We start from the raw sequence: 18,919 nt of genomic DNA on the forward strand, positions 1-18,919 counted from the left end.
GTTATTAATATAAGTTTTATTACAAACTTAATCAACAAATATTTATTATTTGCCATTAATTAAGTTTTGGATTTGATAATACATTTGTGCAAAAGGTTGGACTATTTCAAACAAGCTACCTTGTTGGTAGTGAGTGAAGAAATAGTTTGAGCTTTTGTGCAAAGATACTACAAAGCTAAACTTCTTTATCCTTAACAAGGAAGTGATGCTTATTATACCTTTATCTAACATTTACATAGTAAATGCGTAACTTTAGTGTTTGTTACTTTAAGTCGGACTTTGTTCGACTGATAAAAGTAAATTAAAAAGTAAGCAAACGAGCTATTAGTACTGGTCAGCTAAATGACTTTCATCACTTACACATCCAGCCTATCAAACTAGTAGTCTACTAGAGCTCTTAAAAGAAGATTCATCTTGGAGTTGGCTTCGAGCTTAGATGCTTTCAGCTCTTATCACATCCCAACTTAGCTACTAGGCGATGCTCTTGGCAGAACAACCTATACACCAGTGGTTGGTTCAACCCGGTCCTCTCGTACTAGGGTCAACTCTCCTCAATCTTCTTACGCCCACGGCAGATAGGGACCGAACTGTCTCACGACGTTCTGAACCCAGCTCGCGTACCGCTTTAAATGGCGAACAGCCATACCCTTGGGACCTGCTCCAGCCCCAGGATGCGATGAGCCGACATCGAGGTGCCAAACCTCCCCGTCGATGTGAGCTCTTGGGGGAGATCAGCCTGTTATCCCCGGGGTACCTTTTATCCTTTGAGCGATGGCCCTTCCACACAGAACCACCGGATCACTAAGACCGACTTTCGTCTCTGCTCGACTTGTAGGTCTTGCAGTTAAGCTGGCTTATGCCTTTATACTCTACAAACGATTTCCAACCGTTTTGAGCCAACCTTTGTAAGCCTCCGTTATTATTTGGGAGGCGACCGCCCCAGTCAAACTACCCACCAGACATTGTCCTACATGAGGATAACTCATGCTAGTTAGCTACCCGAATAAAGAAGAGTGGTATCTCAACAATGGCTCATATACAACTGGCGTCATATACTCAAAGCCTCCCACCTATCCTGCACATCTTTATCCAAGTAGCAGTGTCAAGCTATAGTAAAGGTCCACGGGGTCTTTCCGTCTTGCCGCGGGTAGGAGGAATTTTCACCTCCACTACAATTTCACTGGATCCCTCTTTGAGACAGCTCCCAACTCGTTACGCCATTCATGCAGGTCGGTATTTAACCGACAAGGAATTTCGCTACCTTAGGACCGTTATAGTTACGGCCGCCGTTTACTCGGGCTTCGATCAAGAGCTTCGCTAATGCTAACTCCATCAATTAACCTTCGAGCACCGGGCAGGCGTCACACCCTATACATCCACTTACGTGTTAGCAGAGTGCTGTGTTTTTGGTAAACAGTCGGAAGGGACTCTTTATTGTAACCTCTAAAGCTTTCGGAGTAAATCCTAATACCTTAGTAGGCACACCTTATACCGAAGATACGGTGCTATTTTGCAGAGTTCCTTAAAGAGGGTTCTTCCACGCGCCTTAGAATACTCATCCCACCCACCTGTGTTGGTTTACGGTACGGGCAATTATTATTATACTTAGAAACTTTTCTTGGCTCGATAGTATCATGGATTCTTAATCCGCTCCGAAGAGCTTCATAAGCCTGTTAGATCTCGAATAAAGAGTTACGGATTTGCCTATAACTCAATCTACATCCTTCGACTAGCTATTCCATCAGCTAGCTCCATTAACTTTAAGCGTCCTTCCATCGCGCATAATAATTGGTATTGGAATATTAACCAATTTTCCATCGCATACCCCTTTCGGACTTTGCTTAGGACCCGACTAACCCTACGATGACGAGCATCGCGTAGGAAACCTTGGGTTTTCGGCGTTAATGATTCTCACATTAATTATCGCTACTCATGCCTGCATGCTCACTTCTATCCGCTCCAGCGCTCCTTATCGGTACACCTTCAACGCTGAATAGAACGCTCTCCTACCACTTGCACACAACTTAACTCTCTTTTTTTATCATAAGATATTTTAAAACTTTTTTGCTAAAGCAAAAATCGCTATCGCTAGTTTTAAATATAACTATAATTAAAAGAGCTAAGTAGTGTGCAAGTCTACGACTTCGGTACTTATTTTAGCCCCGTTATATTTTCCGCGCAAAATCACTAGACCAGTGAGCTATTACGCTATCTTTAAAGGATGGCTGCTTCTAAGCCAACCTCCTGGTTGTTTCAGTAACTTCACATCGTTTTCCACTTAAATAAGATTTTGGGACCTTAGTCGGTAGTCTGGGTTGTTTCCCTCTCGACGACGGATTTTATCACTCGCCGCCTGACTGCTATGATTACACTAAAGGTATTCGGAGTTTGATAGGGTTTGGTACATTGGTATATGCCCTAGCCCATTCAGTGCTCTACCCCCTTTAGTTACTACATAACGCTATACCTAAATATATTTCGGAGAGAACCAGCTATCACGAAGTTTGATTGGCCTTTCACCCCTATCCACAAGTCATCCCAGGACTTTTCAACGTCAATGGGTTCGGTCCTCCGCCGGCTCTTACACCGGTTTCAACCTGCTCATGGATAGATCACTTCGTTTCGGGTCTGCAACATCTGACTAAACGCCCTATTAAGACTCGCTTTCGCTACGGCTCCGGGTTTCCTTAACCTTGCCAGACATCACAACTCGCAGGCTCATTATGCAAAAGGCAGTCCATCACCCTGATAAATCATAGGGCTCTGAATGATTGTAAGCAAATGGTTTCAGGTTCTATTTCACTCTGATCACCTCAGTTCTTTTCACCTTTCCCTCACGGTACTTGTGCACTATCGGTTTAGTAGTAGTATTTAGGGTTGGATAGTGGTCTACCCAGCTTCAAGCAAGATTACACGTGTCTCGCCCTACTCAGGATACTGCTAAGTATAACTTACTTTTCGCATACGGGACTATCACCCTCTATGATTAATCTTTCCAGATTATTCTGCTAAGCTTGTTAATTCTATGTTACAGTCCTACAACCCCACTAGTAAACTAGTGGTTTGCCCTCTTTCGATTTCGCTCACCGCTACTTTCGAAATCTCTTTTGATTTCTCTTCCTGTTGGTACTAAGATGTTTCAATTCCCAACGTTCGCCCCATATAGGTAGTATATATTACTATATACTGGGTTGCCCCATTCGGAAATTCCCGGATCAAAGTTTCTTGACAACTCCCCGAGACTTATCGCAGTCTAGCACGTCCTTCATCGCCTCTACTAACCTAGGCATCCACCATTCGCTCTTAGTAGCTTACCTTTTTTTTACTTCTCAGACTAGCAAAGCTAGTCTTCCGACAAGGAGCTATGCTCCCTTGACCCACCTAAAGCACAACACTTCTAAAGAAGTGTCGTAAATTTGCAATTAAACAAATTATTAGCTAATAGTTAAGTCTTAATCGGTAAAAGAAGTTTTTATATTTTTAGATTATGTTTATATTCTAATTACGCATCACTTCCTTGTTAAAGATAAAATTATATGTATATAACCTTATAGTATTTAAATATTAGACTTAAGACGGAAAGAGATTAAAAACTATATATAGATAAGTTTTAAAAACCTATATAAGTCGTGATATTAATCTTTGATCATTTAAAACCAGATAACAGTTTGGTATTAAAGATTTGCTTTTGTAGTCTTTTATTTAAAGCCTTAACAAGTCCTGTAAAATTGTTTTAATTTATTAAAACTTTTTTGTGACTTTTAACAATGATAACTTAAATAACATTAGATTCTAAAATTAACTCTTAGTAATCTAAATAAAAAGTTATTTATTTCTTATATCTATAAACTAAAAAGAGATAAACTCATTAGTTAGATATATTAATAACTCTTTATTTAGACTATTATTATCTATATTTTAGACTAAATTATAATATATATTATTTTAAGATAGTAATTATAATAAGATACTTTTAAATCTTATTTAAAAGATATAGTATTTTATTATAAACTTAATATACTTATATGTACTTTGTTAAACTATTTATTATTTACTTCTATTTTTGTTTTTAAATCAACTTAAATATAAATGGTGGAGAATAGCGGGATCGAACCGCTGACCTCCTGCGTGCAAGGCAGGCGCTCTCCCAGCTGAGCTAATTCCCCATCTTTTTATTATTTATATAATAATTAAGAATTTTCCTTCTAATGATAAGATACAACTTATAAACTTAATTGTTTAAAGTCATAATGGTGGGCCTAATAAGACTTGAACTTATGACCTCACCCTTATCAGGGGTGCACTCTAACCAGCTGAGCTATAGGCCCATTCGGGAAACTAAAACTAATAACTGATTAATTACTCTATTAGTCTTATTTTTATTTATCTAAGTCAATCTATGAAATCTAAACCGTGATGATTGAGATTTTTAATTTTAATCGTATTTTCTAATGATAGATATTTTGTGAGAAATATCTATTGTACTCTAGAAAGGAGGTGATCCAACCGCAGGTTCACCTACGGTTACCTTGTTACGACTTCACCCCAGTCGCTAATTCCACTGTGGACGGTAGCAAGTTTTGCATTCCGGCTTCGAGTGAAATCAACTCCCATGGTGTGACGGGCGGTGAGTACAAGACCCGGGAACGTATTCACCGTAGCATGGCTGATCTACGATTACTAGCGATTCCGGCTTCATGGAGTCGAGTTGCAGACTCCAATCCGAACTGGGACATATTTTATAGATTTGCTCCACCTCGCGATATTGCTTCTCATTGTATATGTCATTGTAGCACGTGTGTCGCCCTGGGCATAAGGGCCATGATGACTTGACGTCGTCCACACCTTCCTCCTCCTTACGAAGGCAGTCTGTTTAGAGTGCTCAGCCTAACTGTTAGCAACTAAACACGTGGGTTGCGCTCGTTGCGGGACTTAACCCAACATCTCACGACACGAGCTGACGACAGCCGTGCAGCACCTGTCACAACATTCTTGTAAACAAGCACTCTTCTATCTCTAAAAGATTTGTTGGAAGTCAAGCCCAGGTAAGGTTCTTCGCGTATCTTCGAATTAAACCACATGCTCCACCGCTTGTGCGGGTCCCCGTCTATTCCTTTGAGTTTTAATCTTGCGACCGTACTCCCCAGGCGGTATACTTAATCCGTTAGGTGCATTACTGCCGTGTCTAGCACAGCAACAACTAGTATACATCGTTTAGGGCGTGGACTACCAGGGTATCTAATCCTGTTTGCTACCCACGCTTTCGCGCCTCAGCGTCAGTTGAGTTCTAGTAGATCGCTTTCGCAATAGGTATTCCTCTTGATCTCTACGGATTTTACCCCTACACCAAGAATTCCATCTACCTCTCCCTCACTCTAGACTATCAGTTTCCCAAGCAGTTTGATGGTTAAGCCACCAGATTTCACAAGAGACTTGATAATCCGCCTACGCGCCCTTTACGCCCAGTGATTCCGAGTAACGCTTGCACCCTCCGTATTACCGCGGCTGCTGGCACGGAGTTAGCCGGTGCTTATTCGTTAGGTACCGTCATTATTCTTCCCTAACAAAAGGAGTTTACGCTCCGAAAAGTGTCATCCTCCACGCGGCGTTGCTGCGTCAGGCTTTCGCCCATTGCGCAATATTCCTTACTGCTGCCTCCCGTAGGAGTCTGGACCGTGTCTCAGTTCCAGTGTGACTGATCATCCTCTCAGACCAGTTATGCGTCATAGTCTTGGTAGGCCATTACCCCACCAACAAACTGATACAATATAGCCCCATCCCTCAGCGAAAAGACATTTCCCGACTTAACTTATGTTAAGAAGGAGTATAGAGTATTAGCAGTCATTTCTAACTGTTGTTCTCTTCTGAGGGGCAGGTTAGCTATACATTACTCACCCGTGCGCCACTAATCCACTTCTAGCAAGCTAGAAGCTTCATCGTTCGACTTGCATGTATTAGGCACGCCGCCAGCGTTCACTCTGAGCCAGGATCAAACTCTCCATAAAAAATTGTTTTTAATTTAAATAAGAAAAACTCTTATTTAAGATTAGTTTGTTTAGTTATGAAGTTTTAATCTAAAACTTTAAATTGATTTTTAATAGTATATTTAAAACTTACTAATTTCTCTTTAAACAAAAAAAGATAGTTTTAGTGTTATAGTTTTAAACTATTATTATATAATATAATTTAAAATTATCTGACTCAATCGATCACTAGTTTAGATTTCAAAGATTGACTTTGTAAATTTAAAATAGTTTAACATTTATAATTTAAAAAACATGCTTTAAAAGCCCTTATTATAAGAGTTATACATTAACTCTTTAAAAAGCTATCTCTCAAAGCGGAAATAGAATTATATACAAGTTAAGCTTAAAGATAGATAAAAGTATAGAATAAAAAATAAAAGTTTTTAGAAAAAGTTAAAAAGTGCAAAAAGTTGTTTTAGAAAGCAAAAAGATATATAAAATAAAAAGAGGATATAAAAAAGAATTAATAAAGTAAAGTATGGTTTTTAAAATAATAGTTAAGTGTATAGCTAAAAGATAGATTGAATAAATTTAAATATACTTTTAAAGATTAATTTGGTAGTGTTTTAGAAGGAGTTAGCATGAGAAGAGAAGATCGAGAGATAATAGATAGTGTAAAGATACAAGATATTATAGATAGATTTGTATGCAAGGTTTGGAGATAAATTTCTAAGTATCTGCACATAGTAAATAAAATAGCTTAAAATATAAATTTATAATAATAGATGTAAGTGAAATTTAATCACCTACATTTTAAATATCCTGCTTGAATTTTAAAGATTAAAATTGGGTTGATAAAAATTGGTTAATACCAATTTTGTCATTTATAATAACATCCATTTGGTTTTTATCATATTTAAATGATACTTCGTAATTATCTCCACTTTCTTTGATGATTTGACTATTTACTAACATTTCTTTAGTTTCTGTATCATTTGCCAAGAATAAATCAATAATGTCTTTACTGAATATAGTTTTTCCATCTAAATATATATTTTTTAAACCTTCCATTGGGTTTGATAAATCAAATTTTTTAACACCTGTTTTAAAATTTAGCTCAAAGTCATACTTATCATCATATTTAAAACTTAAATTTTCTAAATTAATTGAAGGATTTTTTTCTATAAAAAGCTTAATAAAATCTTGCAAATCCTCTTCATTTAAATTTGCTAAAGTATTGTTTTGAAGTTCTTTAAATAATTTATCATAAAAATCTTTATTGAAATTATTTAAAGATATATTTGATTTTATATTATTTAGCTGTATTTTTTCATTATCAACATCTATAATTAATTTATTAGCACTAGATATACTTTTAATATCAACTATTGAATTTTTTACATTAACTCTGCTTTTGTCATTGTAGTTTGAAAACCTCAACTTAAGTTCACCATTTTTTTTATCTTCTAATTTTAAAATGAAATCTTTAAAACCGAATTCAGAACTAGAATTTACAAGATTATATAAATTTCCATAATCAAATTTTAAAGGTTCGTCAAAAACTGTATTATATATGATATCATCCAGCTCAAATTCTAAGTCATTTTCTTTAAAGTTTAGTTTAAAACTCTCTTGTTTTGAGTTAACCTTAGAGATACCACCACTTATATACTCAATATCTGCAACTATTGGGCTAAACTTAATTTCTCCCATCTCATCTTTGTACTCTATCTGAGTGGTTTGTAAATGAACTTTTTGATTATTTTTCCCTTTTACTTCAAAGCTATATTCAACTATTTGTTTATCTTTTAAAAATTTATCTGCAATATCTTTATAGGAGAGTATTTTGATAAACCCTTCGCCCTTAGTTCCGCTAACCAATGAAAAGAAAGGATGTATGATAGTAGTTGATATCTCGACTCTTAAATCCTCTTTTATATCACTACTATTTAATCCTAAAATATTAGCCAAATACTCCTTTGAAAAAACAACATCACTTATATTTTTTGTTTTAAAAATACCATTTTTATGGCTATTTTTAACTACTATATCTTTTGGAAGCTTTTGTGTAAATATTTCATCATATCTTTGTGAGTGTTTAAGGCCCAAGTAATAACTACCACCTATATACACTAAAACAAATAGTGCCAAAAAAATTACAATTTTTTTCACTTTTATCCTTTTTATTAAATTTTTAAAGTATTATTCCAAATTCATTTTTACTTACAACTTCGCCTATTATGGCAGAGTATTCATAGCCTTCACTTTTTAAATTATATAAGGCTTTAACCATATCTTTTTGCGAAACTGCAATCAAAAGTCCCCCACTAGTTTGTGGGTCAGAATATATTATATCAAAATTTTTATTTGTAAATTTCTTAGTATATTGTAAATTTTTATATGCACCGGCTGGAACCAAGCCCAAACCAACTGACTTTTTAGCACTTTCCAAAATTGGAACACTATCAAGATATAATTTAATTGATATATTATCATTTAACATCTCACTAATATGCCCTAAAAGCCCAAAGCCAGTTATATCAGTGCAAGCACTCACATTAACTTCTTTTAAAGCATTTACAGCGTAAAAATTCAAAGTTGCCATAATAGAAGCAACCTCTTTTGTATCTTTAATATCTAGCATATTAGCTTTTATGGCTGTGCTTAGAACTCCTGTTCCTAAAGGTTTGGTTAAAATTAAAACATCTCCAATTTTCGCAGTATTATTACTCCAAAATTTACTAGGGTGAACTACTCCTGTAACACTTAATCCATAATACATCTCAGGCGTTTCAATGCTATGTCCACCCACAAGTTTACCACCACACTCAACTACTTTACTTTTACCACCTTCTAAAATTTCAGTTAAAATACTATTGCCAAAATTGCAACTATCAAAGCCAATTATGTTTAAAGCATTTATAACATTAGCACCCATTGCAAAAACATCACTTAATGAATTTGCAGCTGCTATTTGACCAAAAATATATGGATCATCAACAACAGGTGTTATAAAATCAAGAGTTTGCACTAATGCCAAATCATTACTAATTTTATATACACTAGCATCTTCATTGCTAGTCGTGCTAGAGAGTAAATTTTCACTCTTACTTAGCAGGGTTGAAACACTATTGTTAAGACCCTCCGGGTCTATTTTTGCAGCTCAACCAGCAGCTTTTACAAATTTAGTTAAGTTAAAATTTCTATATTTCAAAGTTTAATGGCCTCATATTTAGTAAGCATATCCATAACTTCATAAGCATTTGTAATCTTACCAATACTTAGTTTATCAACTATCTTATAAGCCTCCAAGCAACTTCCACAACTATAAATTTCAATGCCATTTGCCTCTAAATTTTTTAAAACTTGGTAGCTAACGTGAGATCTATCTGTGGTCATAAAAACAGCATTATTAACACAAATTATAGCCTTTGGTTTGTTTTCAACATTTAAAATAGCACCTAAAAATTTTGAAAGTAAGTTTTTTCCAACTTCGCCACTTCCAGCTGTATCTTCATTTAAATAAATAATTTTTTCAGTCTTTGAATTTGGTGAAATTTGACAATTGTATTGTTCTGTTTCTTTGTTTTGTATTTCGTTTGTTTTTGTTATAACAAATATTAATTCACCACCATTTTCATTGGTTTCAAAACTAATGTTATTTGTATTTAAAAATCTTTTAATATTTTCTTTTGGAGCTATGTCGTTAACAATTACTTCAAGCATATCTCCAATTTTTAATTTCTCAAGAGCATCCTTAGTTCTTATAATAGGTTCAGGACACTCTAAATTTCTGCAATCAATTCTCATATTTTTTCCTCATAAATAGCATCTTTGAAACTCAAAGCTTAATGCTATATTATAGCGAAAAAATATAAATCTTTTTATTGTTTGTTTATAAAATTATCCTCTATCCATTTAAGTGCCTCTTTTTCACTTGGAAATTTACCACTTTTTGCTACTTGATTTGCACCTTCATAAAATCTAATTCTAATTCCATCTTGAACATTATCAACTTTAATTCTTGTTATTCTATCTGCGTTTAAATACACTCTATCGTTTAGTTTTATATACATTATATTTCCTTTTTTAAAAATAGTTCTTTGAACCTTTTGTTAGCAAACTCTTCTATATCTTTTTCAAGTTGCTTATAAGCGTCAATAAGCTCGTAAGCTCTTGGTTTAAGAGTTGTTCCAGCTTGTTCACCGCCACCTTGTCTTGTTTCAAAAAGATCATCATCTAGATTATTTTGTAAAATTTTTAAATGGTTCCAACATTTTTTATAGTTCATATCTAAAATTTCCGAAGCTGCTTTAATGCTTCCAGCTTGAGATATAACGTCTAAAACTTCAGTTTTACCTTTTCCAAAAAGAAGCTCGCCCTTAGAATTTTCTATCCATGTTTTAGTTTTTACAACCATAGTTTTACCCTTCTTTTCTTTAAAGCAACCTAATTTACAATACTTAACATCTATCTTATTTTTTTTCAATATTGCTCTAATTGTCTTAAAGCCTATTCCTTGTGCAGCATTTCTAGCATCCTCACAAAAAACCCTATCTTTTTCATCTATAAAAGGTTTTAGTTTTTCTAGTGCATTTTTGCTACTTGATGCAATTTCTTTTTTATATTTTCCAAACTGACCTAGTTCACAACTTGCTATCTTAATCCCGATCTCATTAGCAATTTTTCCAATTTGCTCTATATCTACATCGAGTTTGTTAGCAATCTTAAAAGCAGCTCCACAATCTATCTTTTTTTCTTTAGTGCTAAATTTTTTAATGTTTTCTATAATTATTTCTCGCATAAACTACTCTATCCTTTCAGCTGCACTATAGATATTCATATTATTACCTCTAGCAAATCCACAAAGTGTTAGATTAAATTTTCTAGCAATTTCTACGCCTAGATGTGTTGGTGCAGTTCTTGAAACAAGAACTGGAATTTGATGCATAACAACTTTAGCTACCATTTCAGAGCTAAGCCTACCACTTACCATTAAAAATGACTTACTCAGATCAACATCTTTCATTCTAGCTTTTCCTACAGCCTTATCAATTGTGCTATGTTGTGCTATATCTTCCCCTATATAGAACTCTCTATCACTAACATGAAGTTTTGCAGTATGAACGCAACCTGTTTGCTCATATAAATCGCATTGTGTATAAAAAGTAGCCATTCTTGAAAGAATTAATCCCCTGCTAAAAACTACTGGATTGTCAATAATTTTTGCAGAAATTAAATTAGGATCAATATTGGCAGTCATACTTTTTCCACATCCACTTATAATTACACCTTCTGTCGTTAGTTTTTTTATACTATCTTCGTTTGCTTTAGCATCGATATAAACAGACTCTTCATCGTCTGAAAGTTCTATTTTATTAATATCATTAATATTTAAAATTATACCCTCGCTCATCAAATAACCTATCGCAAGAGGTTTTTGATCCACAGGTGTTGACATTATAGAACCAATTTTTTCTCCGTTTACAAAAATATTTAGCTGAATCTCTTTTACCAAAATGTCATCAGTAATAAATTTATCATGTCCTTTAATTTTTGTTATTTGTGTTGAAAAAATTGGTTCCACTTTAATGCCTTTATATTAAATTAGTATATTGGTTTTCAAAAACTGATTTTTGAATTTTACCTTTTTCAAGAAGCTCTTGATACCAATAATGATGAAGAATATAAACTTCTTCTTCTTCTTTATATCCATTAATCATGGAGTGAATTGCACCCTTAATAGCAAAAGCAGCCATATAAATATGAACAAGTAAAAATACTGCACATGCAACGCCTAAAAGATTATGCACTACTGCGGATATTCTTAAAAGGTCTATTTGAGAGATACCTAAAACTTCTGAGTTAACTCCTGGTATTGGAAAATCTATAAAATACATAATAGCACCAGTTATTATCATAGCAAACCCGCCTAAAGTACAAACCCAAAACCAAGCTTTTTGACCAAAGTTAAATTTACCTGCTGGAATTGGCTTTTTATCTTTTGACAAATATCCTCCAACCATTATAGCCCATCTAATGTCATAAACAGCTGGAAGCATTCTTTTTGCCCAAAATAAAAACATTGGTATTATAACAATCGCCCACATAACAGTTGCTATTAAGTGCAAATATTGCATAATTTTTACAAAAGCGCCACCACCAAAAGTATCTCCAAACATTATAATGACACCAGTTGGAACTAAAATGACCCATGCCACAGCAGCTATAGCATGAACCAATCTTTCGATGACATTAAAAGCATAAACCTTTCCATGATCATGAGAAAATATTTTAGGTCCTACTATTGCATAATGAACAGCAAAAGCAGCTATAACGCCTGCTATTGCTACAGCAGCTAGCATTGCAAAATAACCATTAGCTTGCCAAGTCACAAAAAATTCAGTGAAAAAACTATCATAATATTTTGGTATATTTGTAGCTCTTCCTTCTGCCCAAACTAAACTATCGTGTTGAATTTGGCTTATAAAGTCGCTATTTGTAGCAAATAAGCCTGTAAAACAGCATAAAAATAATAAAATTTTTTTCATAAATATCCTTCTAAAAAATTTCTAGTATAGATTATATAGCATACAAGCTTAAAAATTTGTATGCTATAAATTCAGTCTACCATTTTTGTCCCGGATATTCTTCCAATGTTTCCATAGGAGTTTTACTGTATCCACGAGCAACTACTCTTTCTCTATAAATTCTATCTACCTCTTGACTATCGCCAACAAGCAGTGCTTTAGTAGAACACATAGCTGCACATAAAGGAACTCTACCTTCTGAGATTCTATTTTGTCCATATTTATGAAACTCCTCAACTGAGTTTGTTTCTTCTGGACCACCTGCACACATAGTGCATTTGTCCATAGCTCCTTTTGGCATAAACGCTTTTCCTCTTGGGAATTGCGGCGCACCAAATGGGCATGCATACAAGCAGTATCCACAGCCAATACAAGTATCCTTATCATGAAGAACTATCGCATCTTCTCTTATATAAAAACAATTTACTGGACATACTTGAGCACAAGGAGCATCAGTACAATGCATACAAGCAAGAGAAGTTGAAAATTCCTCCCCTGGCTTTCCTTCATTTAAAGTTATAACTCTTCTTCTTCTAACATCTAAAGGCATTTCATGCCCTAGATCGCAAGCTATAGAGCAACCATCACAATCGATACATCTTTCCAAATCGCATAAAAATTTCATTCTAACTGTTGACATTACCTACCCCCTTATGCTTTCTCTATGCGGCATAAACCGCCTTTTGTTTCAGGAATTTGAGTGACAATATCATAACCATAATTAGTTACTGTGTTTGCACTTTCACCTATTGCATATGGCCTTGTTCCATCAGGAAAATTACCTGACATATCAACACCTTGCATAATACCTGTAAAATGGAATGGTAAAAATACCATATCTTTTGAAACTGAATGGGTAAATCTTGCTTTAACTTTTATCTTAGTTCCTTCAGGAGAATGAACCCAAATCATATCGCCATCTTTAATAGCATACTTAGCTGCCAATTCAGGATTAATATCACAAAACATCTCTGGAGTTAATCTTGCAAGATGTGCACTTGCTCTGTTTTCCATACCAGCACCATTCATATTAACAAGTCTTGCAGTTACTAAATTTATAGGAAACTCTTTACTATAGTTTTTCTCTAGCTGGAGACTCTTATATTTTGTATCAACTCTCCAGTGATTTGGTTTGTCATCAAAACTTGGGTATTTTTCTGCTAAATCATGTCTTTGGCTATGAAGTGGCTCTCTATGAAGTGGAATTTGATCAACAAATTGCCAAACTCTAGCTCTAGCTCTTGCATTTCCATAAGGAACTATGCCGTGCTCTATACATTTTTTAAGTATAATTCCGCTATTGTCAACCTTCCAATTAGCTCCCATTTTATCTTTTTCTTCTTCTGTCAAGGTAATACCTAAAACCTCTTCAATATTGGCTTTTGTAATTTCAGGATATCCCTCATTTATAGAGCCATCTTTTGGAGCTGATCCATATGCTGCTAATTGATTAACACCATTATGCTCTAGTCCAAATCTGTTTCTAAAGCCCATTCCACCTTCCATGAAAGACTTGCTTATATCATATAAATTTGGACTTCCTGGATGTTCTTCACTCCAACATGGCCAAGGCAATCCATAATATTCACCTTCGCACTCCCCAAAGCCCATTAGAGTTTTGTGATCAAATTTATCCCAATTATCTGTGTGTTTTTTAATTCTTTCTGGAGTAACCCCTGTTAATCCTATAGTTTTCATAATTCTAGCTATCTCTCTAGTTGCATCTTCAGGCCAAGTAAAGTTACCATTTTCATCTTGCATAGATCTAGTAAGTTCATCATAAAAACCAAGTCTTTTCGCAAGTTCAAATAATAAATCTTGATCTTTCATGCATTCAAAAAGAGGTTCAACTACTTGATATCTCCACTGCGTAGATCTATTTGTTGCAACAACACTACCTGAGTTCTCATATTGTGTTGCAGCAGGAAGTAAGAAAACATTATCTTTTTTATCGGTTATCACAGCAGCTTCATTAACAAATGGGTCTGATAAAACAAGAAGCTCAAGCTTATCTAGTGCCTCTTTTACTTTTACCTGTTGTGCAATTGATGTGATTCCATTCCCTATAACAACAAGTGCTTTTAGACTATCTCCATTTGAGTTATGCGTTTTATCGTTTCCATCTTTTCCATTTAGAACACCTGCCCACCATCTTGCAAGTGTAAAGCCTTTTTTATGCATCCACTCAGGACTATAAAATCTACTTTGTAGCCATTCAAAATCAACTTTCCAGTTTTTAGCAAACCATCTCCAACTACCTTCAGCTAATCCGTAATAACCTGGTAAACTATCAGCTAGACAGCCCATATCAGTTGCACCTTGAACATTATCATGGCCTCTTAGTATGTTAGTTCCACCGCCTTCTACACCCATGTTTCCAAGAGCTAATTGTAAAATTGGAGCAATTCTAGTATTTGATGAACCTATAGTATGCTGAGTAAGACCCATAGCCCAAACAAGTGATCCTGGTCTATTTTTAGCATATACTTCAGTTATCTCTATAAGAGTCTCTTTTTTTACACCAGTTACATTTTCTACAACCTCTGGAGTCCATTTAAGAGCCTCTTCTTTAATGCTTTCCATATCATAAACTCTATCGCGTATAAACTCTTTGTCTTCCCAACCATTTTTAAATATCAAATGAAGCATTCCATATATAAATGCTATATCTGTACCTGGTCTAATTTGTGCATAATAGTGAGCTTTTGCTGCAGTATGTGTAAATCTTGGATCTACAACTATTATCTTAGCTCCATTTTCTTTAGCTTTTAAGAAATGCTGGAAACCAACTGGATGACAAACTGCTGGATTTGCACCAAAAATAATAATAGCCTTAGACATTTGCATGTCATTAAGTGAGTTTGTCATAGCGCCATAACCCCATGTATTCGCCACACCGGCGACTGTTGTGCTATGTCAAATTCTTGCTTGGTGATCTATATTATTTGTTCCATAAAATGCTGCAAATTTTCTTATGTAATAAGCTATCTCATTACTAACCTTTGCAGAGCCCATAAATTGAACCTGATCAGGGTTTTCTTTTTGATATTTATTTAATTGTTCGCCAATTCTATCAAGTGCCTCTTTATAGCTAATTCTTTTCCACTCACCGTTTTCTTTTACCATTGGGTATTTTAAACGGTTTGTTGAACGAAGCAAACCAACCATATCGGCACCCTTACAGCAGTGGCCTCCTAGGCTAACAGGGTGATCTTGTGCTGGTTCTTGTCTTACCCAGATACCATCTTGAACTTCAGCAATTATACCGCACCCTACCGAACATGCTGTACAGATTGTTTTAACTTTTTTTGCATTTGGATATGGGTTTTTTACTTCCGCATCCGTAGCTTCTCTTGTTGCATTGGCTGATGCTATAACTCCGCCAGCACCAACTGCGCTAGACAAAGCTGCCATTTTTAAAAAAGACCTTCGTCCAATCTTTGAACTTAAAGGTCTTCTGCTAACTTGTGACATATTTTTCCTTTCTATAATAATTATTTAAACTATTTAGCATTTCTGTAATAAAGATCCCAATCTGGGGTTCTTTTATATAAAACCTCTTTTTTCTTACCGCTATCTTTTTTAAGATTTTCTGGCGTTGTAGCAAATGACATAGTTGCTAATCCCACAACACCAGCACTTCCAATAGCAGTTTTCTTCAAAAATTCTCTTCTTTTAGAATTCATTCTTGCACTCCTTTGTTTTTTCTTGCTTTGTTTTTAGCTCTCCTGGCAGCTTCAGATCTTGATAATCCATCAGCTACCTTAATAGCACTATTAGACTCTATAGTAGTCACTTCGTAATAAGCTCTTTCAAACTCAAAAAAGCTAACCATCAAATTAACAATATCTTTATAAAAATTTGATTTCTCATGTAAATAAATGGCATTTAAAAACTCATCAATGAATACATTTAAATAGTTTACAAAAAGTTCTTCTGCATACTCCTCGTATTTCTCATTTCCATCTATGCATTGCTCTATAAATTTACTCATTATCGTAAATATAAAGCCAAAATTATCCTCCAGCTCAACATACTTAGACTCATCTCGCCTTATTGTAGTTTTTGCTAATATTCGCTTGATTGCAACACATGCCACCCCTGTTTCATAACCCTCATCATAATAACTAATAGTTGTTCTAACTGGATTTGGTGGTGCATGAAATATATCATCATATTCCTTTGAAAGATTGGAATAATCTTCATTGATGCTTTCAACTAAATTTCTTAATGCAATCTCGCTATTGCTATCTAAAGGCGATTGAAGCATTAATTTTAGCCCGTCAATAAGACCATAGAATCTATCATCATCATAGCTAAAACAAAAAAGCTTAGAGAGTACTGAGTAGTATAACAATCTTGCTTTTTCTACATTTTTTTTGTCTATCATTTGCAACCTTGAGATTTTTATCACATGTAAATTTACTACAACTTCACTTAGTGAGGATATAAAATTACTAATTAGTTTAAAAAATAAAGAATTCTATAAATATGTATATTTTGCATATTATTCCTAAAATCATATATTAACTTTTTAAAATTCATATTTATTAGTACTTTTTAATATTCTAACTTTTTTATCTTATAATTTTATATTAATTTTATAATTTTATATTAATTTAAAAAATTAATCAAATTTACTTATTTTCTTAATTTATTCTTAATAAACCAGATTTTTTAATTAAAACTTAGTTTTAATCTCCATTATATGGGGTTTTCAATACAGGGTGTTTTTGTTTTTAAATATCAACTTGACTGCTTTTAGCTATGTTTTAATTACCTAATTAAATACATATGGCACAAAAAGACACAAAGGCAATTTGCTTAACCACAAACTGTCTTTATACCGAATGTTTAAGCATATAGTATATATTATTCTCAATAATTTTATAATGAAATTTTGGTTCGTTTTTAATTCCTGTCTCTATACTCTTTATAACCAAAATTTACTTTTTTGATAACATTATTATCTCTATCTACCATAACTAGATCGGGTAGCTTTACACCATTAAATGTAGTATTTTTAACAATTGTATAGTGAATCTGATCTTCAAAAATAATTCTGTCTCCTATTTTTAATTCTTTATCAAAAAAATAATCGCTATCATTTGCTGCAAGCCCTACTATATCGCCTGCTAAACAAGTATTTCCTCCTAGCAAATAACCATATTTGCCATTTTTATTCTCATACCTAACTTCTGGGCGATACGGCATTAGCACAGTATCTGGCATATGAGCTTCTGCTGAGACATCTAAAATGGCAATCTTCTTTCCATTTTCAACAATATCAAGCACACTAGCTACCAAATACCCAGTTTGCCACCCCACAGCCTCTCCTGGTTCAATATATACTTCAAGTCTGTATTTATCTTTAAAATTTTTAATTAATTCCATTAATAGTCCTACATTATAATCTTTTCTAGTTATATGGTGTCCACCACCAAAATTTACCCACTTCATCTTAGGCAAAAACTCTCCAAACAAATTTTCAAATTTATTTAATACTTTTTCTAAACTTTCGCTACTTTCCTCACAAAGTGCATGAAAATGAAGACCACTAATACCGTCTAAAAACTCTTCTTTGAAATTTAACCTTGTTATTCCAAGACGACTAAATTTGCCACAAGGATTATATGCATCGGTTGGAGAAAAAGAGCTCTCTGGATTTACTCTTAGTCCACACTCTACATTGCTAGTTAAAGCTTTATCTTTAAATTTAATCCATTGATTAAAACTATTAAAAACAATATGATTTGAAATCTTTAATACTTCATCTATATCTTCATCTTTAAAGGCTGGTGAATAGGTATGAATCTCTCCATTTTTTATAAACTCGTGCGCATATTTTGCTTCATACAATCCACTACAAGTCGCACCATTTAAATATTTATCAATATAGGGCATTGCAGGAGAAAATGCAAAGCCTTTTAATGCACATAACACTTTAGCCCCACTTTTTTCTCCAACATATTTTAAAAGCTCTAAGTTTTTGATGAGCTTTTCTTCTTCACATACATATGCTGGGGTTTTTATATCTTTTAAGTTCATAAAATAGACCTTTCTTGTTTTTTAATATTATATATAAATTTATAAATTTTTAGCTACAATTTAGGTAAACAATTTATAAAGGATAACTATATATGGTTAAAATAGAATTCTTAGGACCTATAGGAAAAGAGAGTATAAAGCTAGAAGCATCTAGTCTAAGCGATGTAAAAGAGATACTAAATAAAGATACTTCTTTAAAAGAGTGGTTAGAAATTTGCGCAGTTGCCATAAACGATACAATTGTGAGTGATACGAATACTACTTTAAAAGATGGAGATAAAATTTCACTTTTACCGCCTGTTTGTGGAGGTTAAA

13 protein-coding genes, 2 tRNA genes and 2 rRNA genes are annotated in these 18,919 nt (G+C 34.0%); 1 reads left to right on the forward strand and 16 read right to left on the reverse strand.

What is annotated here, in order from left to right; genetic code table 11:
- Nucleotides 1-304: 304 nt before the first annotated feature.
- The 16 genes from CBLAS_RS08025 to nspC form a co-directional block, all read right to left on the reverse strand.
- A 23S ribosomal RNA gene (locus tag CBLAS_RS08025) occupies nt 305-3,317 on the reverse strand.
- A gap of 773 nt (nt 3,318-4,090) precedes the next feature.
- Nucleotides 4,091-4,166 (reverse strand) — tRNA-Ala (locus CBLAS_RS08030).
- 85 nt (nt 4,167-4,251) lie between these two features.
- A tRNA-Ile gene (locus CBLAS_RS08035) sits at nt 4,252-4,328 on the reverse strand.
- Nucleotides 4,329-4,490: 162 nt separating this feature from the next.
- A 16S ribosomal RNA gene (locus CBLAS_RS08040) occupies nt 4,491-6,005 on the reverse strand.
- Together the 16S and 23S rRNA genes with 2 tRNA genes alongside form the textbook arrangement of a ribosomal RNA operon.
- Nucleotides 6,006-6,806: 801 nt before the next feature.
- Entirely contained in the window at nt 6,807-8,138 is a 1,332-nt protein-coding gene (locus tag CBLAS_RS08045; RefSeq protein WP_157940008.1) for a DUF945 family protein, read from the reverse strand.
- A gap of 22 nt (nt 8,139-8,160) precedes the next feature.
- Nucleotides 8,161-9,180 (reverse strand): selenide, water dikinase SelD, encoded by a 1,020-nt coding sequence (gene selD, locus CBLAS_RS08050; RefSeq protein ID WP_106869972.1) that lies wholly within the window; start codon nt 9,178-9,180, stop codon nt 8,161-8,163.
- Nucleotides 9,177-9,776 (reverse strand): sulfurtransferase-like selenium metabolism protein YedF, encoded by a 600-nt coding sequence (yedF, locus tag CBLAS_RS08055; protein WP_106869969.1) that lies wholly within the window; start codon nt 9,774-9,776, stop codon nt 9,177-9,179. The genes selD and yedF overlap by 4 nt, the downstream gene beginning before the upstream one ends.
- A gap of 74 nt (nt 9,777-9,850) precedes the next feature.
- The gene (locus tag CBLAS_RS08060) at nt 9,851-10,042 is read right to left on the reverse strand and encodes a sodium-dependent tyrosine transporter (protein WP_106869967.1); all 192 of its coding nucleotides are present in this window, start codon (nt 10,040-10,042) and stop codon (nt 9,851-9,853) included.
- On the reverse strand, nt 10,042-10,770 hold the full coding sequence (locus CBLAS_RS08065) for a winged helix-turn-helix domain-containing protein (RefSeq protein WP_172658215.1): 729 nt from the start codon (nt 10,768-10,770) through the stop codon (nt 10,042-10,044). The genes CBLAS_RS08060 and CBLAS_RS08065 overlap by 1 nt, the downstream gene beginning before the upstream one ends.
- Before the next feature lie 3 nt (nt 10,771-10,773).
- Nucleotides 10,774-11,553: a formate dehydrogenase accessory sulfurtransferase FdhD gene (fdhD, locus tag CBLAS_RS08070; protein WP_106869965.1), complete on the reverse strand. Its 780-nt coding sequence runs from the start codon at nt 11,551-11,553 to the stop codon at nt 10,774-10,776.
- A 10-nt stretch (nt 11,554-11,563) separates the two neighbouring features.
- The gene (locus tag CBLAS_RS08075; RefSeq protein ID WP_106869963.1) at nt 11,564-12,517 is read right to left on the reverse strand and encodes a formate dehydrogenase subunit gamma; all 954 of its coding nucleotides are present in this window, start codon (nt 12,515-12,517) and stop codon (nt 11,564-11,566) included.
- A gap of 76 nt (nt 12,518-12,593) precedes the next feature.
- Nucleotides 12,594-13,196 carry a formate dehydrogenase FDH3 subunit beta gene (fdh3B, locus tag CBLAS_RS08080; RefSeq protein ID WP_106869961.1) on the reverse strand — a complete coding sequence of 201 codons (603 nt, stop codon included), beginning with the start codon at nt 13,194-13,196 and terminating at the stop codon, nt 12,594-12,596.
- Nucleotides 13,197-13,207: 11 nt separating this feature from the next.
- Nucleotides 13,208-16,030 carry a formate dehydrogenase subunit alpha gene (locus CBLAS_RS08085; protein WP_172658216.1) on the reverse strand — a complete coding sequence of 941 codons (2,823 nt, stop codon included), beginning with the start codon at nt 16,028-16,030 and terminating at the stop codon, nt 13,208-13,210.
- Between the two features lie 29 nt (nt 16,031-16,059).
- The gene (locus CBLAS_RS08090; protein WP_106869955.1) at nt 16,060-16,242 is read right to left on the reverse strand and encodes a twin-arginine translocation signal domain-containing protein; all 183 of its coding nucleotides are present in this window, start codon (nt 16,240-16,242) and stop codon (nt 16,060-16,062) included.
- Nucleotides 16,239-16,946 carry a molecular chaperone TorD family protein gene (locus tag CBLAS_RS08095; RefSeq protein WP_106869953.1) on the reverse strand — a complete coding sequence of 236 codons (708 nt, stop codon included), beginning with the start codon at nt 16,944-16,946 and terminating at the stop codon, nt 16,239-16,241. The genes CBLAS_RS08090 and CBLAS_RS08095 overlap by 4 nt, the downstream gene beginning before the upstream one ends.
- Before the next feature lie 521 nt (nt 16,947-17,467).
- A complete protein-coding gene (nspC, locus tag CBLAS_RS08100; protein WP_106869951.1) occupies nt 17,468-18,604 on the reverse strand; it encodes a carboxynorspermidine decarboxylase in 1,137 nt (378 codons plus the stop codon).
- A gap of 92 nt (nt 18,605-18,696) precedes the next feature.
- Between nspC and CBLAS_RS08105 the strand changes: the two genes are divergently transcribed.
- On the forward strand, nt 18,697-18,918 hold the full coding sequence (locus CBLAS_RS08105) for a MoaD/ThiS family protein (protein WP_106869949.1): 222 nt from the start codon (nt 18,697-18,699) through the stop codon (nt 18,916-18,918).
- Nucleotide 18,919: the final 1 nt, after the last annotated feature.

It is taken from the genome of Campylobacter blaseri (assembly GCF_013201895.1).
GTDB classification, from domain to species: Bacteria; Campylobacterota; Campylobacteria; order Campylobacterales; family Campylobacteraceae; genus Campylobacter_B; species Campylobacter_B blaseri.

What these genes read in the sequence shown, in the direction of transcription:
- CBLAS_RS08105 (WP_106869949.1), top strand. Translation starts at nt 18,697, where the DNA reads ATGGTTAAAATAGAATTCTTAGGACCTATAGGAAAAGAGAGTATAAAG.
- nspC (WP_106869951.1), bottom strand. Translation starts at nt 18,604, where the DNA reads ATGAACTTAAAAGATATAAAAACCCCAGCATATGTATGTGAAGAAGAA.
- fdh3B (WP_106869961.1), bottom strand. Translation starts at nt 13,196, where the DNA reads ATGTCAACAGTTAGAATGAAATTTTTATGCGATTTGGAAAGATGTATC.
- CBLAS_RS08075 (WP_106869963.1), bottom strand. Translation starts at nt 12,517, where the DNA reads ATGAAAAAAATTTTATTATTTTTATGCTGTTTTACAGGCTTATTTGCT.
- CBLAS_RS08090 (WP_106869955.1), bottom strand. Translation starts at nt 16,242, where the DNA reads ATGAATTCTAAAAGAAGAGAATTTTTGAAGAAAACTGCTATTGGAAGT.
- CBLAS_RS08095 (WP_106869953.1), bottom strand. Translation starts at nt 16,946, where the DNA reads ATGATAGACAAAAAAAATGTAGAAAAAGCAAGATTGTTATACTACTCA.
- CBLAS_RS08065 (WP_172658215.1), bottom strand. Translation starts at nt 10,770, where the DNA reads ATGCGAGAAATAATTATAGAAAACATTAAAAAATTTAGCACTAAAGAA.
- CBLAS_RS08060 (WP_106869967.1), bottom strand. Translation starts at nt 10,042, where the DNA reads ATGTATATAAAACTAAACGATAGAGTGTATTTAAACGCAGATAGAATA.
- yedF (WP_106869969.1), bottom strand. Translation starts at nt 9,776, where the DNA reads ATGAGAATTGATTGCAGAAATTTAGAGTGTCCTGAACCTATTATAAGA.